The sequence below is a fragment of the Duganella sp. Leaf126 genome (assembly GCF_001423125.1).
Taxonomy (GTDB): Bacteria; Pseudomonadota; Gammaproteobacteria; order Burkholderiales; family Burkholderiaceae_D; genus Rugamonas.
Genome location: NZ_LMNW01000031.1, coordinates 273,867 through 295,142 on the forward strand (window position 1 = coordinate 273,867; position 21,276 = coordinate 295,142).

A 21,276-nucleotide genomic window follows, 5' to 3' on the forward strand; every position below is an offset into this window, starting at 1 on the left:
CAGGCGTTTGAATTGCCGGGGGTCAAGTGATAATGGACGTCACGCTCCCCCCTCCCACGTACCCGGAATTGAACCATCATGGCCGTAGCCGAACAACTCGACCCTGCCACCACGCAGCCCGCCGCCGCTGTCGATGACGGCGCCGAACGCCTGCCGTTCCTGCAAACGCCGATGGGCCGCAACGTCTTGCGCGGCGGGGCGGCGGCTGCCATCGTGGCGGTGTTGATCGGCCTGTACCTGTGGAACAAGGCGCCCGACTACGGCGTGCTGTTTTCCAATTACACCGACCGCGACGGCGGCGCCATCACGGCCGAGCTGGACAAGCTCAACATCAAGCACAAGTTTTCCGAGAACGGCACGGCGATCCTGGTGCCCACCGAGCAAGTCCACGATGCGCGCCTGAAGCTGGCTGCGCTCGGCCTGCCCAAGGGCGGCAATGTCGGCTTCGAGCTGATGGAAAACCAGAAGCTCGGCGTCTCGCAATTCCTGGAGCAGGTCAACTACCAGCGCGCGCTCGAGGGCGAGCTGGCGCGCTCGATCCAGTCGCTGGCGGCGGTGGAAAACGCGCGCGTGCACTTGGCATTGCCGAAACCGTCCGTGTTCGTGCGCGACCAGCAAAAGCCGACCGCCTCCGTGCTGCTGACGCTGCACCCGAACCGCATGCTCGATCCGTCGCAGACGGCCGCCATCGTCCACCTGGTGGCCTCGAGCGTGCCGGAACTGATGCCGGCCAACGTCACCGTGGTGGACCAGGCCGGCAACCTGATTTCGGACCAGAACAAGAAATCGGGCCTGAACGCCAAGAACATGGATGAAACGCAGCTCAAGTATGTCAAGGACATGCAGACGCAGATCATCAAGCAGGTCGAGTCGATCATCATCCCCATCGTCGGCGAAGGCAATGTGCGCGCCGAAGCGACGGCCGACGTCGATTTCTCGCAGATCGAACAGGCTGCCGAAACCTTCAAGCCGAACTCGCCGCCGGCCGCCTCGGCCATCCGCAGCCAGCAAAGCACGGAAACCAACGGCGGTGCGCCCGCCAACCCGGGCGGCATTCCCGGCGCGCTGTCGAACCAGCCGCCCGGCACGGCGACTGCGCCGCTCGACCAGATCGCCGGCGGCGCCGGCGCCGTACCGCCCGCACCGGGCACGCCGACCGGCACCCCGGCAGCCAATGCGGCCGCCACGCCCACCCACAAGGAATCGACCACCAATTACGAAGTGGACAAGACCGTGCGCTACGAGTCGCGCGGCATGGGCGGCCTGCGCCGGCTGACGGTGGCAGTGGCGGTCAACTACAAGCGCATCATCGACAAGGATGGCAAGGTCACGATCAAGGCCTATACGCCGGAAGAGATGGCCAAGATCAACGACCTGGTCAAGCAGGCGATGGGCTACAACCAGGACCGCGGCGACGCCGTCAGCGTGGCCAATTCGCCGTTCGACGGCGTCGATCGGCCGTTCGAGAAGCCGCTCGACTGGTGGCGCGATCCGGCCAACCTGCCGATGGCCAAGGACCTGGCCAAATTCCTGATCACGGCCCTGATCCTGCTGTACATCGTGCTGCGCATCGTGCGGCCGATGATGCGGCCCGTGTTCAAGAAAATCGACGAGATCAACACGCCGGAACCGGAACCGGAAGTACCGGAAGAAGTCATCGAGGAAGGCCCGGACGAGGCGCTGATCGCCGAAGAGGAACTGCGCAAGATGGAAGAAAACACCGTGCGCTCGTACCGCGAAAACCTCGCCATGGCGAAAAAACTGGCGGTCGACGATCCGCGTATCGTCGCCAACATCATCAAGGACTGGATAGGCGCAAATGACTGAGAATACCGGACTTCAAAAGGCAGCAATCCTGATGCTGGCCATGGGCGAGAGCGAGGCGGCCGAGGTGATGAAATTCCTCGGCCCGCGCGAAGTGCTCAAGCTCGGCGCCTCGATGGCGACCATGAAAAACGTGCCGCACGAAGAGGTGGTGAGTACGCTGGAAAACTTCCGCGACATGGTGGCCGCCGCGTCCACCGTGGGCCTCGATTCCGACGAATACATCCGCCAGGTGCTGACCAAGGCGCTCGGCGACGACAAGGCGTCGGTGCTGCTCTCGCGCATCCTGGGCGGCAAGGATGCGTCCGGTATCGAATCGCTGAAATGGATGGATTCGCAATCGGTCGCCGAGCTGATCCGCAACGAACACCCGCAGATCATCGCCACCATCCTGGTCCACCTGGAGCGCGACCAGGCCTGCGAAATCCTCAGCCACTTCACCGACCGTCTGCGCAACGACGTGGTGCTGCGCATCGCCACGCTCGACGGCGTGCAGCCGGCCGCGCTGCGCGAGCTCAACGACGTGCTGACCAAGCTGCTGTCCGGTAACGAGAACATCAAGAAATCGTCGCTGGGCGGCGTGCGCACGGCTGCCGAGATCCTCAACTTCATGAGCGGCGAGCAGGAAAGTTCGGTGATGGACAACATCAAGAACTACGACAACGACATGGCGCAGAAGATCATGGACGAGATGTTCGTGTTCGACAACGTGATCGACATCGACGACCGCGGCATCCAGCTGCTGCTGCGCGAGGTGCAGTCCGAGATGCTGATCGTGGCCCTGAAGGGCGCGTCGCAGGAGCTGCGCGAAAAGATCTTCAAGAACATGTCGGCACGCGCCAGCGAAATGATGCGCGAAGACCTGGAGTCGAAAGGCCCGGTCCGGCTGTCGGAAGTGGAAAGCCAGCAGAAGCAGATCCTGCAGATCGTGCGCCGCCTGGCCGACGAAGGACAGATCGTCCTCGGCGGCAAGGGCGAGGATTCCTTCGTTTAATGATTGCCCGGTAGTTCATGTCCACCATACCAAGAGAAAAGCAGACCGCCTTCCAGCGCTGGGAAATGACGTCGTTCGGCGACGAACGCGCCAGCGTGGTGGCCGAGCGCGAGGCTCAGCAGCGCGCGCAGGAAGCCGAACAGGCGCGCCTCGACGCCGAACAGCGCGTGTACGAAGAACTCGAAGCGCAGCAGGAACTGGCCGACATCGGCCCGCCGGTGCCGCCGCCCATCGTTTATCCGACCGTCGAGGAACTGGAAGCGATCCGCGAGGAGGCGCGCACCTCGGGCTACGAGGAAGGCCACCAGGCCGGCCATGCCGACGGCCGCCAGGAAGCGCTGGAAGCGGGTAAGAAACTTACCGACGAGGCGCTGGTCCACGTGCGCGCCCTGGCCGACAGTTTCGGCACCGCGCTGCGCGAGGCCGACCAGCTGATCGCCAACGACGTGCTGGAACTGGCGTTGCAGCTGGCCAAAGGCATGCTCAAGACCGCCCTGCCCGCCAAGCCCGAGCTGGTCATTCCCATCGTGCGCGACGCCATCGAATATTTACCCGTGCTGCAGCAGCCGGCGCTGCTGGTACTGCACCCGGACGACGCCGAGGTGGTCAAGGCCGGCCTCGGCGAGGAACTGGCCAAGGGCGGCTGGCGCGTGGTGCTCGACGCCAGCGTCGGCCGTGGCGGCTGCAAGGTCGATACCGCCAGCAACCAGATCGACGCCACCGCTGCCGCCCGCTGGGAACGCCTGACCAATGCGCTGGCCAAGGACATCGGCTGGCTGGACTGACATGAGCGCCGACATCCCCACGCCCGATGCAACCGACGCGGCGCAGCAGCCGGCCGAAGGCCTGATCCTGCCGCCCGACGAACTGCCGCCCGCGCTGCAAACCCGCTTGCCGGCCGGGCTCGACTTGCCGGACGATCGCGACATGCCGGCGCCAGCTTCCCCCGGCCCGACGGCCGCCGCAGCGCCGGCAATAGCACAATCGACGTCACCCACAGCGGCGACAGCCGCGCAGCGGGCTCCGGCGCCGGTGACGCCGGCAACCGCGCAAACTGCTTCCGCGCCTGCTGCGACAGCAGCGGCACATTCCGCATTGGCGGCGGCGCCCTCGACAGCGGCGCCAGCGCTATACCCGGGAACCGCCCCCGCAACCGGTTCGGCTGCAGGCACTGCAGACGCTGGCGCCGCAGCGCCACCGGCCGCCGCCAGCGCAGCAGCACCGGCAGCAGCCCCCAACCCGCACGCCAGCCGCTGGCAAGCCTATCTCGGCGACTGCGCGGCGCTGGTCGGGTTCGTCGAGCCGATGCAGGTCTCGGGCCGCGTCACCCGCGTGGCCGGGCTGGTGATGGAAGCGGTGGGTCTGCGCCTGGCCGTCGGTGCGGCCTGTACGGTGCCGCTGCCATCGGGCGGGCGGATCGAGGCCGAAGTGGTCGGCTTCGAAGGCGACAAGCTGTTCCTGATGCCGCAGAGCGATGTCGAAGGCGTGGTGCCGGGCACCCGCGTGTTCCCGGTGGAGCCGGCGATTCCGCGTCCCGGCACCGTCAACCACCCGCGCCGCCGTCCCAGCGACCGCGCGCGCCACCTGCCGGTCGGGCCCGAGCTGCTGGGCCGCGTGCTCGATGCAGCGGGCCGCCCGCTCGATGGCCTGGGCCCGCTCAACGCATCCGACAGCGCCCCCGTCAACACCCGCCCCGCCAATCCGCTGGGCCGCGCGCCGATCGTCGATACGCTGGACGTGGGCGTGCGCTCGATCAACGCCATGCTGACCGTGGGACGGGGCCAGCGCATGGGCCTGTTCGCCGGTTCCGGCGTCGGCAAATCGGTGTTGCTGGGCATGATGGCGCGCTACACGGAGGCCGACATCATCGTCGTCGGGCTGATCGGCGAACGCGGACGCGAGGTCAAGGAATTCATCGAGCAGATCCTGGGCGAGGAAGGCCTGGCGCGCTCGGTCGTGGTGGCCGCCCCGGCCGACACGCCGCCGCTGATGCGCCTGCAGGGCGCGGCCTATTCCACCGCCATTGCCGAGCACTTCCGCGACAAGGGCATGAACGTGCTGCTGATCATGGATTCGCTGACCCGCTACGCGATGGCGCAGCGCGAAATCGCCCTGGCGATCGGCGAACCGCCTGCCACCAAGGGTTATCCGCCGTCGGTGTTCGCCAAGCTGCCGGTGCTGGTGGAACGGGCCGGCAACGGCGAACTGGGCGGCGGCTCGATCACCGCCTTCTACACCGTGCTGACCGAGGGCGACGACCAGCAGGATCCGATCGCCGACTCGGCGCGCGCGATCCTGGACGGCCACATCGTGCTCAACCGCCGCCTGGCCGAGGCCGGCCACTATCCTGCCATCGACATCGAGCAATCGATCAGCCGCGCCATGCACTCGATCACCCCGCACGAGCACCAGCAGCGCGCGCGCCAGCTGAAACAGTTGTTTTCACGCTACGAACGCAGCCGTGACCTGATCAGCGTAGGCGCGTATGCTGCAGGTACCGACCCCGTGCTGGACCAGGCGATTGTGCTGCACGATAAAATCGAGCATTTCCTGCAGCAGCAGATTACCGAACGGGTGACCATGGACGAGAGCTTGGGGCAACTTACCACGCTGTTCAACTGATTGACGGCGCAAGCCGCGACCTATAATCGGTGTCATTATGGCTTCCAAAGCACAACTCGAAACCCTGATCGACCTGGCGCGCCGCGAAACCGACGATGCGGCCAAGCGCCTGGGCGCCGCGCTGAAGGCGGTGGACGACGCGCGCCAAAAACACGAGATGCTGGTCGGCTACCGCGAGGAATACGTCAAGCGCTTCCAGGATGCGCAACTGGCCGGCATCACGCCCATGGCCTACCGCAACTTCCAGGCCTTCATGGACAAGCTCGATGTGGCCGTCAAGGGCCAGCAGGACATGGTCGTGCGCGCCGAGCAGCGCGGCGAGCAGGAAAAGCTGGCCTGGCAAACGGCCGAGCGCAAGCGGGTGTCGTATTCGACCCTGAACGAGCGCGCCGACGCTGTGGCGCTCAAGCTCGAAAACAAGCGCGACCAGAAGCAGATGGACGAGCACGCTGCACGCCAGGCGTTTTACAAGCGCTGATTTTCCGATCCCCCGACATCACCGTCCACCATGCAAAACGCCTTCCTCCCGTCGCTGAACGCCACCACGTCCCCCAAGTCCACCCAGGCCAGCCTCGCCGCCAGCCAGGCCAAGGCCGACCTCGGCGCCGGTGGCGCCAACGATGCCTTCAAACAGGCGCTGTCGCAGCAGCTCGACCAGCGCCAGTCGGCCAGGAATGCCGAGGCAAGAAGTGCCGCGACCAGGAATGCCGAAGCGAGGAACGCGGAGGCCAGGACCACCGAAGCGCGGGCCGCCGAGCGCCAGGCGGCCAGCCGCGCCGCCGACGCCAGGCCACAGGCAGCTGCCAGGCCGGCGCAGCAGGATAAAGCCGCCGACCGGCGCGCCGAAGCCAAGCCGGCCGAACAACAGGCCGCTGCAGCCACCGGCACCGGCGGCGCCAGCCAGGCCGGCAGCGGCGACGACGATAGCGATCACGACGCCGCCCAGCAGCCGGGTGCCGGCCAGCCAGCCGACCCCATGACCGCCATGCTGGCCCTGGTGGCGGCCTACAACCAGCGCGTCGATGGCAGCGCGGCGCAGACGGCAAGCGATGCCGCAGCAGCCGTGGCCGGCGGCGAGCATGGCAGCGCAGCGGGTGCGTCGAAAGCGGTCGATGCCGCCACCCTGGCCGCGCTCACTGCAGCCGAGGCCAGCACCGGGGCCACGGCCGACGGTGCCGATGCGCCCGCCATGACCGATGCAGACTTCAAGGCCGCGCTCGGCCGCGCAGCCGACGCCCTGCACGCCCCGGCGACCGGCAGCGATGCCGACGCCGGCAGCAGCCTGACGTCGCTGCGCGCCGAACTGGCGCAACAGGCGGCCAAAGAACCGCACGACGGCAAAGCGTCCGGCGTCACGCCGGCTGCTGGCGCCAAGGCAGCCGGCGTAGGGGCGGCCACGTCGGCAAGCGCTTCGGCAACGGCAGCAGCAGGCGACGCGGCCGCCAGCGCCGGCAACGCGCCCGGCGCCAACGCGGTGTCGCCAGCCGACACCGGCAAATTCGGCCAGCACCTGGCCGCTGCCACGGCCGGTGGCGACGCCAGGGCCGACAGCGACGCCGCGCTCGCTGCCAAGGAGGCAACTGCGGCCACGGTGTCGCCAGCCCATGCGCAGGCCGCCGGCGCCGCCGCTGCGCCGGAGGTCGCCAGGGCCGCCGCCCCGGCCACCACGCTGTACAGCCGCGTGGGCACGCCCGCGTGGGACCAGCAACTGGGGCAGAAAGTGATCTTCATGGCAGCCGGCGGCGAGCACAGCGCCACTATGGAGCTCAACCCGCCCGACCTCGGGCCACTGCAAGTGGTGCTGAGCGTGAACAAGGACCAGGCCACGGCCGCCTTCACCGCGGCCGCGCCGGAGGTGCGCCAGGCGCTCGAAGCCGCCCTGCCCCGGCTGCGCGAAATGATGGGCGACGCCGGCATCATGCTCGGCAATGCCACCGTGTCCTCGGGCGACCAGAGCGCCAGCGCGCGCATGGCCCAGGACAATGGCCGCAACGACCAGCGCGGGCGCAGCAGCCTTGCCAGCGGTAACGGTGGCAGCGGCGAGATTGGCGGCGTGAGCGCTGCCGCGACCACCCGCACGGTGCGGCTCGACAACGGCGCGGTCGATACCTTCGCCTGAACGGCTTCCCGCCCGGCCCCATCCACAGCGCCGGACTTGTTGCATGTTCCACTAAGGAAACACCGAGCAAGCGGGGGTTCGCCCCTCTTTTCGGTCGATCTTGCTGCGCAGGCACAAGCGATAATGACATAATGGCGGTACCGATTTAACACCCAGGGGCATTTTTTTTGAAAGCGAACCCAAAAATGAAGGCTGATCAGAAAGTGGAAGCGCCGGCAGGCGGCGGCAGCAAGAAGCTGATCATCATCATCGTGGCGCTGGTACTGGTGCTGGGCGCCGGTGGCGGTGGCGCCGCCTGGTATTTCATGCACGACAAGGGCGATGCGGCGCACGAGGAAGAAGCCCCGGCCAAGAAGAAGAAAAAGGACAAGAAGGCGGGGCCGCCCGAATACCTGCCGGTCGATCCGTTCACGGTCAACCTGCAACCGGGCGAAGACGGCGGCGAGCAGTATCTGCAACTGGCGTTCACGCTGGAAGTGGGCAGCGCCGAGGAAAAGGAAAACCTCAAGACCAATATGGCCAAGGTGCGCAGCCGGGTGCTGCTGCTGCTGTCGAGCAAGCGCGCGGCCGACATCAACACGCCCGCCGGCAAGATGCAGCTGGCCAAGGAAATCGTCGAGCAGACCAGCGAACCACTCGAGCAGCGCGGCGAAAAGCAGGACGTCGTCGATGTGCTGTTTACCGCGTTCATCATTCAGTAAGTAGCGTCACTCAAGCGAAGCAGGCAGTCACACCATGGCCGATAATTTTCTCTCCCAGGAAGAAGTCGATGCCCTTCTGAAGGGTGTCAACGGCGACCAGGACGATGCCCAGGCGCAGGAAGATGTCGCGGGCGTCCGCACCTACAACCTGGCCACCCAGGAACGCATCGTCCGCGGCCGCATGCCGACGCTGGAGATCATCAACGAGCGCTTCGCGCGCCTGTTGCGCGTCGGCCTGTTCAACTTCCTGCGCCGCAGCGCCGAGGTCTCGGTCGGCTCGGTGCGGGTGTCCAAGTACAGCGAATTCATCCGTAATCTGGTGGTGCCCACCAACCTCAACCTGGTGCACATGAAGCCGCTGCGCGGCACGGCGCTGATGGTGTTCGACCCGGGCCTGGTATTCCTGCTGGTGGACAACCTGTTCGGCGGCGACGGCCGTTTTCACACGCGCGTCGAGGGCCGCGACTTTACCCAGACCGAGCAGCGCATCATTTTGCGCATCCTCGACATCGTGTTCGAGGCTTACACCAAGTCGTGGGAACCGGTGTACCCGGTCGAGTTCGAATACATCCGGTCCGAGATGAACACCCAGTTCGCCAACATCGCCACCCCGAACGAGGTGGTGGTGGCGTCCACGTTTACGGTGGAACTCGGTTCGGTGTCGGGCCAGATCCACTTCTGCATGCCCTACTCGATGATCGAGCCGATCCGCGATTCGCTGACCTCGAGCCTGCAGGGCGAGGCGCTCGAAGTCGACAAGCGCTGGATCCGCCTGATGACGCAGCAGATCCAGATCGCCGAGGTGGAGGTGGTCGCGTCGCTGGGCACGGCCAAGGTCAATTTCGACGAGATCCTGAACATGCGTGTCGGCGACATCATTCCACTGCAGATCCCGGAATTCATTTCCGCCACCGTGGACGGCGTGCCGGTCATGGATTGCAGCTATGGCGTGATGAACGGCCAGTACGCGCTCAAGGTGGAAAAGCTGCTGGCCAATACCGATAACCTCAAATAACACGCCGGCGCTTTCAGGCGCCGGTCACCGCTACACAGGAGAGCAACATGTCGGACAATCAAGACGACCAGAACATGGATGACCCATGGGGCGCGGCCATCGCCGAGCAGGCCGAGGCGGAAGCGGCGGCGCTGGCCGCCCAGCAGTCGCAGCAGGCTGCGTCGGCAGCCGTCTTCAAGGATTTTTCGAGCACGCCCAGCAAGAACGAAACCCATAACGATATCGACTTCATCCTCGATATCCCGGTCCAGCTCACGGTCGAACTGGGCCGCACCAAGATCGCCATCAAGAACCTGTTGCAGCTGGCGCAGGGTTCGGTGGTGGAACTCGACGGCATGGCCGGCGAGCCGATGGACGTGCTGGTCAACGGCTGCCTGATCGCCCAGGGCGAGGTGGTGGTGGTCAACGACAAGTTCGGTATCCGCCTGACCGACATCATCACGCCGTCCGAACGCATCCGAAAACTGAATAAATGAAGCACACCTGCGCTGTTTCCCTCCCCGCCCTGATCCTGACCGCCGCGCTGGCCACCATGGCCGGCGCGCCCGCCCTAGCCCAGCAACCGACACCCGCCACCCAGCCAGCGGCCGCCACCACGGCAGCGCCCGGTACTGCCGCAGCGGCGGCTGGCGTGACTGCCGCGCCGGCCGGTGCGGCCACAACTTCTGCCGCGCCGGCCGGTGCGGCCACAAGCGCTGCGGCGCCAGTGCTTCCTGCCGACGACCGCGTCACGGTCCCTGCATCCGCCCCACCGGCAGCGACCGCTGCCGACGCCAGCGCAGCGCCAGCTGCCGGTAGCGAGACCACTGCCGCGCCCAACCCGGCGCGCGCGCCGCTGGGCGTGCCGGCCGCCCCCTACTCGAACGCCGCCACCGGCGGCGGCCTGCTGCAGACCACGTTTGCGCTGGCCTTCGTCATCGCCCTGCTGCTGGGCGCCGCCTGGCTGCTCAAGCGCTTCGGGCCGCGCGGCTTCGGCGGCGGCAGCAATACCGTCAAGCTGGTCGGCGCGCTCAGCGTGGGCGCGCGCGAACGCATCCTGGTGGTGGAAGTGGGCGAGCAATGGATCGTGGTCGGCGCCTCGCCCGGCCGCATGAACGCGCTGGCCACCATGGCGCGCCAGGAAGCTCCGGAAGCGGCACCGGGCAGCCAGCCGATGGCGGCGCCGGCCAGTTTCGCCGACTGGATCAAGCACACGCTCGACAAGCGCCAGGGCGGCAAGGCCGGCCCGTTTGACAGCGGCAAGCCATGATGCGCCATCATCGTAGTCACCTGAAAATCGTCACCGGCCTGCTGCTGGGCGGCGCGCTGGCGCTGCCGCTGCTGGCGGCCGCGCAGTCGAGCGTGGGCATCCCGGCGCTGACTGCCACCCCGGCCCCGGGCGGCGGCACCAGCTACACGCTGCCGCTGCAGACCATGCTGCTGATGACGGCGCTGAGCTTCATCCCGGCCGCGTTGCTGCTGATGACGTGCTTTACCCGCATCATCATCGTGCTGTCGCTGCTGCGCCAGGCGCTGGGCACGCAGTCGGCGCCGCCGAACCAGGTGATGGTGGGCCTGGCGCTGTTCCTGACCCTGTTCGTGATGGGCCCCACCTTCGACAAGATCTACACCGAAGCCTATTTGCCGCTGCAGGAAAGCCGGATCAACATGAGCGAGGCGCTCGACAAGGGCGCGGCGCCGCTGAAAGCGTTCATGCTCAAGCAGACGCGCCAGGCCGACCTGGCGCTGTTTGCCAAGCTGTCGCGTACGCCGGCGATGCAGGGGCCGGAAGACGTGCCGCTGCGGATCCTGGTGCCGGCCTTCGTCACCAGCGAACTGAAAACGGCGTTCCAGATCGGCTTTGCCATCTTCATCCCGTTCTTGATCATCGACATGGTGGTGGCCTCGGTGCTGATGGCGATGGGGATGATGATGATGTCGCCGGCCGTGATCTCGCTGCCGTTCAAGCTGATGCTGTTCGTGCTGGTCGACGGCTGGCAGTTGCTGCTCGGTTCGCTGGCCCAGAGCTTTTACTGAGGGACGCCCATGACACCGGAAAGCGTGATGACCCTGGGCCGCCATGCGATGGAAGTGACCCTGATGATCGCGGCCCCGCTGCTGCTGGTGGCGCTGGTGATCGGCCTGATCGTCAGCATCTTCCAGGCCGCCACCCAGATCAACGAATCGACGCTGTCGTTCATTCCCAAGCTGGTCGGGGTGTTCGTGGCGCTGGTGGTGGCCGGGCCGTGGATGTTGTCGATCATGCTCGACTACATGCGTGAGGTGTTCGGCGGCATCCCCAACCTGGTCGGCTGACGGTTTCATGATCACCATCGCCAGCAGCGACCTGAACATCTGGATCGCAAGTCTGCTGTGGCCGCTGACCCGCATCCTCGGCATGATCGCTGCCGCGCCCCTGTTCGGCAACAGCGCGGTGCCGGCGCGCGTCAAGGTCATGCTCGGCGTGCTGCTGGCGATGATCGTCGCCCCCACCGTGCCGGCCGCGCCGGCGGTCGAGCCGCTGTCGTGGGCCGGCCTGCTGATCCTGGTGCAGGAAATGCTGGTGGGCGTGGCGATCGGTTTCACCATCCGCGTGGTGTTCGCGGCAGTGGAGATGGCCGGCGAGATTTCCAGCCTGACCATGGGCCTGGGCTTCGCCACCTTTTTCGATCCCAATACGCGCGGCCGCTCGTCGGCCATCAGCCAGTTCCTGTCGCTGGTGGCCACGCTGGCCTTCCTGTCGGTGAACGCCCACCTGGTGCTGCTGTCGGTGCTGGTGGAAAGCTTCAGCACCTTGCCGATTTCGGCCAGCCCCATCTATAGCGGCGGTCTCAAGCAGATGGCCGACTGGGGCGCCACCGTGTTCAGCACCGGTGTGCAACTGTCGATGCCGATCGTGGCCGCACTGCTGCTGACCAACGTGGCGCTGGGCATTTTGACGCGCGCCGCCCCCGCATTGAACCTGTTCGGCATCGGCTTCCCGATCACGCTCGGCGTCGGCCTGCTGGTGGTGGCGGTCACCCTGCCCTACCTGGTACAGCCGATGCAGAACCTGTTCCTGAACGGCATCGAACATGCGCGCCTGATGCCGCGCACCTGGCACGAACGGGTGCCGCCGGTGGTGCCGGTGCCACCGGCGCCCGCAGTGCCGGGACCGGACGTGCCGGCCCCGCAGGCGCCAGCGGTACCGGCGCCGCCTGCCACGCCGGCACCTGCGGCCGGCACGATCCGATAGCACGCGTGGCGGTTGTCCTGGGCCCGCTTCTTTCGTAGACTGTTTGCAAGTCCACCACCGGTCACGCGCATGCCCACCCGCCTTCTCCAGTTCGACAACCAGAGCGTGCGTCTCGACGCCCGCGCCGACCGTCTCGACCTGCGCGACCGTCCCTACGCGCCGCCCGTGTCCGCCCTGCCGCCGCAGTGGCCTGCAGAAACGCGCCTGCGCCAGCTGCTGCCCGATTACATCCGCCAGGGACTGGTGCTGGACCAGGGCGCGCAAGGCAACCAGGGCGCGTGCACCGGTTACGGCCTGGCGGCCGTGGTCAATTTCCTGCTGTGGCAGCGCGACGGCGCCGGCGGTATCGGCGGCGGCGCCGGCGTCAGCCCGCAGATGTTGTACGACCTGGCGCGCTTCTACGACGAATGGCCGGGTGAGGAATACGAGGGATCGAGTTGCCGGGGCGCCATCAAGGGCTGGAGCAAGCACGGCAGTTGCCTGGCACCGCTGTGGCGGGCCAGCGTCCATCCCGACCAGGCTGGCCAGGACGCCGGTGATCAGGATGTCCGTAGCGGCTACCGTCCCGACCCGCGCTGGGCGGCAGACGCCGCCACCCGTCCGCTCGGTGTGTATTACCGCGTGGACAGCGACGCCATCACCGACATGCAGGCCGCCCTGCACGCCATCGGCGCGCTGTACGTCTCAGCCACCGTCCACCCCGGCTGGCTCGCGGTGCCCGCCAGTACGGCGCTGCCGGCCAGCCATGGCGAGCTGCCGGTGATCGCCTGGGACGGCATGCCGGCTGGAGCCGGCAACCACGCATTCGCCATCATCGGCTACAACGCGTACGGCTTCGTGGTGCAGAATTCCTGGGGCGAGGACTGGGGCGCGCGCGGCTTTGCCGTCTTGCGCTACGACGACTGGCGCATCAACGGCCTCGACTGCTGGGTGGCGGCGCTCGGTGTACCGCAGGCAGCCATGACAGCGGCGGTCGCCACCGTGCCCGGCATGGCATCCGGGCATGGCGCAGACGCTGCCGGGAACGCCAGTCCCCCCGGTGCAGCAGCTGTGTCCGCGGTCGCCTGCCGCCCCGGCAGCAGCACGGCCGGCGCGCTTGCCGCCAAGTCGCGCTGCCCGGGACCGTCGCTGGCCAGCGCCGATCCACCGGCGCCGCCCAACCCGGCGCTGGTCAGCGTGCTGCCCTGGTCCACCGCCACCGCCTATGCCCACACGCTGGTCAGCGGCAACAACGGCGTGCTGCGCAGCACCCGGCCCGATATCGGCCGGGCCGCCGACCTGGTGGACGTGGTGGTGAACGAGGGCCTGGGCGCCTGGCTGGCTCAGCTGGCTCACAATGCCGACAACAGCAGCGCGGCGCCGAAGCTGGTGATCTATGCCCATGGCGGCCTCAATTCGGAAGCGGCGTCGCTGCAGCGCGTGCGCACGATGGGGCCGTATTTTGCCGCCAACGGCATCTACCCGCTGTTCTACACCTGGCGCACGGGCTTGCTCGAAACGCTGGGCGACGTGCTGCAGAACGCCGTGGGCGGCACCCCGGCGCCTGCCCAGGACGGTCTTGGCAGCGCGTTGGGCGACGCCAAGGATGGCTTGCTGGAAATCATCGCCCACCAGGTCCGCTGGATATGGCGCGAAATGAAAAACAACGCTGCCATGGCCGCCCAGGACGGCGGTGCGCTGGCGCTGCTGTCGGCGGCGCTGGTGCGCTTGCGGCAGGCGCACCCGGCGCTGGAAATCCACCTGGCCGGCCACTCTGCCGGCGCCTTCGTCCATGGCCACCTGCTCGACCTGTGCCGGGCCGCGCAACTGCCGGTGGCCTCGGTCACGCTGTATGCACCGGCCTGCTCGCTGGCGTTTGCCCAGCGCACTTTCGTCGCGGCGGTGGACGCGGGCGTGGTGCCGCGCGACCGTTTCTGGCTGCACGTGCTGTCCGACGTCGCCGAGCGCAACGATACGGTGGGACCGTACGGCAAATCGCTGCTGTACCTGGTGGCGCGCGGATTCGAGGAAGTGCGCAAGACGCCGCTGGCGGGCTTGCAGCACCCGCTCGACCCGTCGGCCCTGCACCCGGACGACGACCTGTGGCGGCCCGACGACTGGCCGGCGGTGCAGGCCTGGCGCGCCTGGGTGGCGGCCCTGCCGGCCCAGGCCGACGGCGCGCCCGCGTGCGAAGTGAGCGCCATGCGCATGCCGGTCTCGCTGCAGCGCGCGGTCAAGCCCAGCCACAGCGCGTTCGACAACGATATCGTGATCCTGGGCCGCACCATCAACCGCGTGCTCGGCCGCTCGCCGGACGCGGCGCTGGCAGCGCCGGTCACGGATCTCGATTACTAGGGACGCAGCCGCGCAACTGCCATCAGATGTCGATGCGGTGAAGCCGGGCGAAAAGTCACTCGGTTCGCGTAAAAACGTCGTCCCTGCGCAGGCGGGGCCCCAATGTGGCTGACATGGCGACGCATCGCGCAGCACTTGGGACCCCGCCTTTGCAGGTACGACGGAGAGGAAGACCTTAACTCAACGACATTACCGTCAGATGTAATTAAACAGCGATAAGCCGGACAGCGACTTGAACGACTTCTGCGCCGCGTCGAGCGTGGTGGACTGCTGGGTGAACATCGAGATGGCGGCCACGTAATCAACATCCTGCAAGTCCGACAGCACGGTCGCGTATTGCAGCTTGAGGTCGTCGCCGGCGCTGTCGAGCGAATCGAGTTCCTTCAGGCGCGAACCGACCGCTGCCTGCACCGACAGGATGTTGTCGGCCGTGTTGTCGATGCTGTTCTGGGCCTGGTTCAGGGCATTGGTCAGGCTGGCCTGGCCAGCGGCGCCGGTGCCCGGGGCGCGCAAGGCCTTGATCATGTCGTCGATGGCGGTAAATACCGACTTCTTGGTCGATGGCTCGACCGAGAACTGGTCGCCGTTGGCGGGCGCGCCCTTGATGTCGAAGGTCATGCCGTCGAAGGCGATGGCCTGGCCGCTGACATACGGGACCGGCACCGCCGGCACCGGCGTGGCGGGCACCGGCTGGTTCAGGGTCAGGTCGGTGATGGTGTAGGTGGTGGCTGCCGGGGTGCCGGGCGTGGCCGGCGTGACCTGGAAATCGATCTGGTACTTGTTGCCGGTCAGCTTGGTCGGATCGGTGACGGAGCCCGGTGCAATGATGCCGCTGCCGCCACGGTCGTAGTTGGCCGGCGAAGCGCCGGTGGCAAAGCGGCCATTGCCGGTCAGGTTGTTTTCGAACACGGACGAGCCGGAATCGCTGATCGCGACCGTGCGCGTCGATCCTACCTGCAGCTGGCGTTGCCCCTGGTCGCCGTTGTACACCACGCCGTTGGCGGTGGGCGTGAACGGCAGCGTGGTCGATTTATAGCCCGAGAAGACATAGCCGCCGGCGCCATCGGCCGTGTTGGCCTGGCCCAGCAGGTCGGCCTTGCGGCCTTCGAGCTCGACGGCGATCGATTCGCGGTCGGCCTGCGACAGGCTGCCGGCGCCGGCCTTGACGGCAAGTTCCTTGATGTCATTCATCAGCCCGGTGGAAGTTTGCAGCGCCACCGTTTCGAGCGACAGCAGACCCTTGGCATTGCTGCGGTTGGTTACCATCTGCTCGTTGATGCCGGCCGACTGCGTCACTTCCAGCGCGCGCGCGCTGGCGATCGGGTCGTCGGCGGCAGTGAGGTTCTTGCGACCGGTGGAGAGCTGCTGCTGGGTGCGGGCCAGCGACGATTGCAGCCCGCTGATCTGGCCGACACCGACGTCGTAGATGGTTTTGGTACTGATGCGCATGACCATGGTGCTACCTCGTCAAAATTCTGCTGTCATTGTTCATCGGCCAAGCGTGAGCAAGGTGTCGAACAGGGTGCTGGCGATCTGCATGACCTTGCCTGCCGCCTGGTAGGCCTGCTGGTAACGCAGCAGGTTGGCAGCCTCTTCGTCGAGATTCACGCCGGACACGCTCTGCTGCGCCTTGGTTGCCTGCACCACGGCGGCATCGGCCGCGTTCATACCGATCTGCGCTTCGCGCGCCTTGTTGCCCACCACGTTGACCACCTGGGCGTAGGCGCCCTGGAAGGTGGCGGTGCCGTTGTTCATCACGTTCTTGGCCTGCAGGCCGGCCAGCAAGGCGCCGTTGCGGCTGTCGCCGACGCCGCTGGTATTGGGGCCGACCGTGAAGGTGTCGGCATTGCCCGGCGTGCCCGTGATATTGAAGCTGACGCCGCCGAAGCTGATGGCCGCGCCATCGGTGTACGGCACGGCCGTGCCTGCCGGATACGTGGTGCTGTTGCCGTTATTGGTCACCGTCACGGCCTGGCCGGCCGGGAAACCGCTCAGGGTGCCGGCCGTCTTGTCGAAGGTCAGCGTCACCGGCGACGTCAGGGCGTTGCCGGCCGTCAGGTAGTTCTTGTCCACGGTGCCGGCCGAGATCTTGGCATTGCCGGTATTGGCGACCGGCGCGCCGGTCGCCACCGGCGCGGCCAGCGCGATCTTGGTCGGATCGTTGATGGCAACGCTCAGGTCCTTGGCGGCGGTGTAGGTCGGGCGGACCAGGAAGTTGTCGTTCTGTGCAGGCGTGCCGCTGATGCTGTAGGCCACGCCGTCGATCACCTGCGGGGTGGTCTGCGGGAACGGATTGATCTGCGTAACCTGGCCGTCGCTCAGGCGCTTGACGTTGAAATTGGTGCCATCGTAATCGACGCTGTAGTCGCTGGCGGTCAGCGCGCCGGCATCGACCACCGTGCCGGTGACTTCGGCCGTGCTTTGCGGCGCATTGTTCGAGTTGGGATTGACGTAAGCCTGGATCGGATTGAAGAAGTTGCCGCCCAGCGCGCCGTTCTGGTCCTGGCCCAGCTGGTGCTGGGCATTGAAGCTGGTGGCCAGCGACGCGGCGATCTGGCCCAGCTGGTTTTGTGCGCCATTGAGCGACGTGTTGCGAAATTCCAGCAGGCCGCCGAGCTGGCCGCCGGTCAGCACCTTGTCGGGCAGCGGCGTGAATTTGCCATTGTCGGTCTGGTAACCGACCGACATCTTGGACGGATCGTTGGCCACCTGGGCCGTGCCCAGCTTGAACGCGGTATTGCCCACCACCAGGGGCTGGCCGGTGCCCATTTGCACGGTCAGCGAATTGTTGTCACCCTGCACCACGGTGGTCTTGACCAGCTTGTTCAGCTCGGTAATCAGCTGGTCGCGGTGGTCGAGCAGGTCGTTCGGCAGGTCGCCGCCCGAGCTGAGGCCGGAGATGGTGTTGTTGAGGTCGGCGATCTGGCGCGCATACGAGTTGATCTCGCCCACGTTGGACACGATCTGGCTGTTGACGCCATCGGAAATCTCGTTCAGGCGCGCGCTCATGCCCTGGAAGCGGGCGGCCAGCGACTCGGAGGTCGACAGCATCGATTGCCGCGCGGCTGCCGACGCCGGGTTGGCGGTGGCGTTCTGCACGCCGTTGAAGAAATCCTGCATCACCGGCGACAGGCCGGCCGTCGGATCGGCCAGCTGGTTGTCGATCTGCGAAATCTGCTTGTAATAGGTTTCCAGCGACGCCTGGTTGGTTTCCGCGCCGCGCAGCTGGTTGGCCAGGAAATTGTCGTAGTACCGGCGCACGGTGGACACTTCGGTACCGGTGCCGACAAACCCGGCGCCCGTGTTTTGCGAAGGCGTGTCGGTCTGCACCACGCCCTGGCGGGAGTAGCCGGGCACGTTTGCGTTGGTGATGTTGTTGCCGGTCGTGGACAATCCGACCTGGGCCGCCAACAAACCGCTTCTGCCGATGCTCAGTAGACTCATGATGGTTTCACTTTATGTTGCTAGGGTTTACGGCAGTGCGCCGGCAAACTTGAGCGGGTGTTTCAACCTGCCCATGGCGTCGTGGCGGCGCCTTGCCGTGCTTGCAGCCTGGTTTGCGGGCTGGGGCGCTGCAAGACGCCCTGGACGGACTCAACCGGCCAGCGAGCGTTTTATGATGCTAGTGAGCTTGGACGCGTACTGCGGGTCGGTGGCATAGCCGGCCTTCTGCAAGCCCTGGGCAAACGCGCTGGCGTCGCCGGCGCTCGCCAGCACTTTTTCGTACCGGGGGTTATCGGTGATCAGGCGCGCATAATCCTTGAAACTGTCGGCATAGCTGTCGTAGGCGCGGAAGCGCTCCACCTTGGTCTGGGCGCGGCCGTTGACGTATTCGGTCGTGGTCGCTTCGACCACCTTGCCTTTCCAGTCAGGCGTGGCCTTGATGCCGAACAGGTTGTTGCTGTTGGTGCCGTCGCGGCCCTTGATCTCGCGTTTGCCCCAGCCGCTCTCGAGCGCGGCCTGGCCCAGCATGAACTTGGCCGGAATGCCAGTGGCGGCACTGGCCTCGTCCGCGTGCGCCGACAGCTTTTCCTGGAAGCTCACCACGTGCGGCGCCTGCGAGCCGCGCCGCGCCGGTGCGGCGGTCTTGGCGTCTGCCGCAGCGTCCACCTTGGCAGCCGCCTTGGCCGTGCCGCCGGCAGCGGCAATCGCCTTTTGCAGCCGGGCGTCCATCAGGCTGGCCATGCCGGCAAAGCTGCCGGCATTGGCGCCGTCGGTCGGATCGCCGGCGCCGCCCACGGCCAGCGCCTTGTCCTTCTGGCCGAGCTGGCGCACCAGCATGTCGGCCAGGCCGATGCCGCGCTTGGCGATGTTCTGGGCGGTCTGCTGGTCCTGCATGCCGGTGAGCATCTTGGTCTGGTCGCTGTTGGTCAGGCTGTCCTGGGGCGATGCGTCGCGCATGGTTTTCAGCATGCTGTTGACGAACATGGCCTCGAACTGGGTGGCGGCCCCTTTCAGCGCTTCGGGCGTGCCGGCCCGCGCACCCTGGCGCAGGCTGCCCATGTCCTTGACGTCGAGCGCGAACTTGCGCGACAGGTCGTTGCCGACGGAATTAGAGATATTGGCGTTTTGACTGGTCATGGCGTTCTTCCCGCATTTCCATTTAGATGATTTCCAGCTCGGCGCGCAGCGACCCGGCAGCTTTCATGGCCTGCAGGATCGACAGCAGATCCTGCGGCGTGGCGCCGATGGCGTTGAGGGCCTTGACCACTTCGGCCAGCGAAGCGCCGCCCTTGACCATCATGACCTTGCCACCGTCTTTTTTGATGGCCACGTTCTGGTTCTGGGTGACCACCGTGGAGCCGCCCGAGAGCGGATTGGGCTGGCTGACCTGCGGATCGGACGTGACCGATACTGACATATTGCCATGGGAAATGGCGCACGTCTCCAGCGTCACGGCGCGGTTCATCACCACCGAGCCGGTGCGCGCATTCATGATCACCTTGGCCGGCTGCTCGGCCGGGTTGACGTTCATGTCCTGCAAGGTGCCGATGAAGCTCACGCGCTGGTCGCTGCTGCTGGGCGCCTGCACGCGGATCACGCGGCCGTCGAGCGCGTAGGCAATGCCGGCGCCGTATTTGTCGTTGATCGCGTCCACCACGCGGCTTGCCGTTGCGAAGTCGGCCGTATTGAGTTCGAGGCGGATCATATTGCCCTCGCCCAGGCTCGACGCCACCGCGCGTTCCACCGTGGCGCCGGCCGAGATCTTGCCCACGCTCAGGTGGTTGATCACCAGCGAATTGCCGCCACCGCCACCACCGGCCTGCACACCGACCCCGCCGACCAGCACATTGCCCTGGGCCATGGCATACACCTGGCCGTCCGCGCCTTTCAGCGGCGTCATCAGCAGCGTGCCGCCGCGCAAGCTCTTGGCGTTACCCATCGACGAGACGGTGATGTCGAGCGTCTGGCCCGGCTGCGAGAACGGCGGCAGCGAGGCCGTCACCATCACGGCCGCGACATTCTTCAGTTGCAGCTGGGTGCCCTGCGGCAGGTTCACGCCCAGTTGCTGCAACATCGACACCACGCTTTGCACGGTGAACGGGGTTTGCGTGGTCTGGTCGCCGCTGCCGTCCAGGCCGACCACAATGCCGTAGCCGAGCAGCTGGTTCTGGCGCACGCCGGCAATGCTGGCCAGGTCGCGCAGGCGCTCGGCCTCGGCCGGTCGCGCCATCAGCAGCGACAACACGATGCTGCCGACGATGATGCCCACCACGATCGCTGCGCGCTTGCACGCGGCGGCGGCGCGCTGGACGCCGTGATTTGTCTGGAAATATTTCATGATCGGCCTCAGAACGGCAGGATGCTCTGGAAGAAGCGCGACATCATCGACGCCACTTCCGCCTTGTCCACCTGGCTGCTGGTGCGGTACTCGACGCGGGCATCGGCCACGGCGGTCGAGGAAACGGTGTTGCCGGTGGCGATGTTGTCGGGATTGACCATGCCGGAGAAGCGGATGAATTCCACGCCCTTGTTCATCGCCACCTGCTTTTCGCCGGCCACGATCAGGTTGCCGTTCGGCAGAACCTCGACCACGGTCACGCCCATGGTGCCGGTAAAGGCATTGCTGGCGGTCTGGTTGTCGGCGCCGGAAAAACTGTTGTTGTTGTTGATCGCCAGCGGGTTGCCGAACGTGCCCTGCAAGGGCTTGGGCAGGCCGATGCTGACGGCGCTGGCCTTGTTGGCGGAATTGGTGCCGGCCTTGTTGGCGGTCGTGCGCTCGGTGATCACCAGGGTCAGCACGTCACCGACCTGGCGCGCGCGGCGGTCTTCGAAGATCGGCCGGAAATTGCCGCCCTGGTAGATGGCGCCGCTGGTGGGCTTGACCTGCATCTGCTCGGTGGTCAGCGGGCGCGCGGTGCGCGGCGTATCGACGATCGAGGTGGGCGTGACGTTGGCGCAGCCGGCCGCCGCGACGGCAACCGTGAGCAGGACGAGGGAGGCGGATTTCAT

Annotated in this window: 19 protein-coding genes; 14 read left to right on the forward strand and 5 right to left on the reverse strand. The window is 66.6% G+C overall.

From position 1 onward, the window contains the following. Positions 1 to 78 precede the first annotated feature (78 nt). From fliF to ASF61_RS14575, 14 genes are all read left to right on the forward strand, one after another. Positions 79 to 1,827 carry a flagellar basal-body MS-ring/collar protein FliF gene (gene fliF, locus ASF61_RS14510; RefSeq protein WP_056157024.1) on the forward strand — a complete coding sequence of 583 codons (1,749 nt, stop codon included), beginning with the start codon at positions 79 to 81 and terminating at the stop codon, positions 1,825 to 1,827. Then, on the forward strand, positions 1,820 to 2,818 hold the full coding sequence (fliG, locus tag ASF61_RS14515) for a flagellar motor switch protein FliG (protein WP_056157026.1): 999 nt from the start codon (positions 1,820 to 1,822) through the stop codon (positions 2,816 to 2,818). The genes fliF and fliG overlap by 8 nt, the downstream gene beginning before the upstream one ends. A 17-nt stretch (positions 2,819 to 2,835) precedes the next feature. Further along, the gene (locus ASF61_RS14520; protein WP_056157028.1) at positions 2,836 to 3,603 is read left to right on the forward strand and encodes a flagellar assembly protein FliH; all 768 of its coding nucleotides are present in this window, start codon (positions 2,836 to 2,838) and stop codon (positions 3,601 to 3,603) included. Positions 3,604 to 4,123: 520 nt separating this feature from the next. After that, the gene (gene fliI, locus ASF61_RS14525; protein ID WP_229205894.1) at positions 4,124 to 5,440 is read left to right on the forward strand and encodes a flagellar protein export ATPase FliI; all 1,317 of its coding nucleotides are present in this window, start codon (positions 4,124 to 4,126) and stop codon (positions 5,438 to 5,440) included. 37 nt (positions 5,441 to 5,477) lie between these two features. Next, on the forward strand, positions 5,478 to 5,918 hold the full coding sequence (fliJ, locus tag ASF61_RS14530; RefSeq protein ID WP_056157031.1) for a flagellar export protein FliJ: 441 nt from the start codon (positions 5,478 to 5,480) through the stop codon (positions 5,916 to 5,918). Positions 5,919 to 5,948: 30 nt separating this feature from the next. Further along, the gene (locus ASF61_RS14535; RefSeq protein WP_056157034.1) at positions 5,949 to 7,559 is read left to right on the forward strand and encodes a flagellar hook-length control protein FliK; all 1,611 of its coding nucleotides are present in this window, start codon (positions 5,949 to 5,951) and stop codon (positions 7,557 to 7,559) included. 185 nt (positions 7,560 to 7,744) lie between these two features. Beyond that, positions 7,745 to 8,260, forward strand: a complete 516-nt coding sequence (fliL, locus tag ASF61_RS14540; protein WP_056157035.1) for a flagellar basal body-associated protein FliL — start codon at positions 7,745 to 7,747, stop codon at positions 8,258 to 8,260. Positions 8,261 to 8,294: 34 nt separating this feature from the next. Then, on the forward strand, positions 8,295 to 9,275 hold the full coding sequence (fliM, locus tag ASF61_RS14545; protein ID WP_056157037.1) for a flagellar motor switch protein FliM: 981 nt from the start codon (positions 8,295 to 8,297) through the stop codon (positions 9,273 to 9,275). Positions 9,276 to 9,322: 47 nt separating this feature from the next. After that, a complete protein-coding gene (gene fliN / locus ASF61_RS14550; RefSeq protein WP_056157039.1) occupies positions 9,323 to 9,751 on the forward strand; it encodes a flagellar motor switch protein FliN in 429 nt (142 codons plus the stop codon). Beyond that, positions 9,748 to 10,524: a flagellar biosynthetic protein FliO gene (gene fliO, locus ASF61_RS14555; RefSeq protein WP_056157041.1), complete on the forward strand. Its 777-nt coding sequence runs from the start codon at positions 9,748 to 9,750 to the stop codon at positions 10,522 to 10,524. Before fliN ends, fliO begins: the two co-directional genes overlap by 4 nt. Continuing rightward, positions 10,521 to 11,291 carry a flagellar type III secretion system pore protein FliP gene (fliP, locus tag ASF61_RS14560; protein ID WP_056157043.1) on the forward strand — a complete coding sequence of 257 codons (771 nt, stop codon included), beginning with the start codon at positions 10,521 to 10,523 and terminating at the stop codon, positions 11,289 to 11,291. The genes fliO and fliP overlap by 4 nt, the downstream gene beginning before the upstream one ends. Before the next feature lie 9 nt (positions 11,292 to 11,300). After that, entirely contained in the window at positions 11,301 to 11,570 is a 270-nt protein-coding gene (gene fliQ / locus ASF61_RS14565; RefSeq protein ID WP_056157045.1) for a flagellar biosynthesis protein FliQ, read from the forward strand. Positions 11,571 to 11,577: 7 nt separating this feature from the next. After that, complete coding sequence (gene fliR, locus ASF61_RS14570) at positions 11,578 to 12,489, forward strand: flagellar biosynthetic protein FliR (RefSeq protein WP_056157048.1); 912 nt, start codon at positions 11,578 to 11,580, stop codon at positions 12,487 to 12,489. A gap of 69 nt (positions 12,490 to 12,558) precedes the next feature. Then, on the forward strand, positions 12,559 to 14,823 hold the full coding sequence (locus ASF61_RS14575) for a C1 family peptidase (protein ID WP_056157050.1): 2,265 nt from the start codon (positions 12,559 to 12,561) through the stop codon (positions 14,821 to 14,823). A gap of 195 nt (positions 14,824 to 15,018) precedes the next feature. Here the strand turns inward: ASF61_RS14575 and flgL are convergent, their stop codons facing one another. From flgL to ASF61_RS14600, 5 genes are all read right to left on the reverse strand, one after another. Further along, on the reverse strand, positions 15,019 to 16,278 hold the full coding sequence (gene flgL, locus ASF61_RS14580) for a flagellar hook-associated protein FlgL (RefSeq protein ID WP_082491695.1): 1,260 nt from the start codon (positions 16,276 to 16,278) through the stop codon (positions 15,019 to 15,021). A gap of 33 nt (positions 16,279 to 16,311) precedes the next feature. Further along, the gene (gene flgK / locus ASF61_RS14585) at positions 16,312 to 18,267 is read right to left on the reverse strand and encodes a flagellar hook-associated protein FlgK (RefSeq protein WP_056157052.1); all 1,956 of its coding nucleotides are present in this window, start codon (positions 18,265 to 18,267) and stop codon (positions 16,312 to 16,314) included. Positions 18,268 to 18,417: 150 nt separating this feature from the next. After that, the gene (gene flgJ, locus ASF61_RS14590; protein ID WP_056157054.1) at positions 18,418 to 19,404 is read right to left on the reverse strand and encodes a flagellar assembly peptidoglycan hydrolase FlgJ; all 987 of its coding nucleotides are present in this window, start codon (positions 19,402 to 19,404) and stop codon (positions 18,418 to 18,420) included. A 22-nt stretch (positions 19,405 to 19,426) separates the two neighbouring features. After that, on the reverse strand, positions 19,427 to 20,605 hold the full coding sequence (locus ASF61_RS14595; RefSeq protein ID WP_056157056.1) for a flagellar basal body P-ring protein FlgI: 1,179 nt from the start codon (positions 20,603 to 20,605) through the stop codon (positions 19,427 to 19,429). Positions 20,606 to 20,613: 8 nt separating this feature from the next. Beyond that, positions 20,614 to 21,276 (reverse strand): flagellar basal body L-ring protein FlgH, encoded by a 663-nt coding sequence (locus ASF61_RS14600; protein WP_056157057.1) that lies wholly within the window; start codon positions 21,274 to 21,276, stop codon positions 20,614 to 20,616.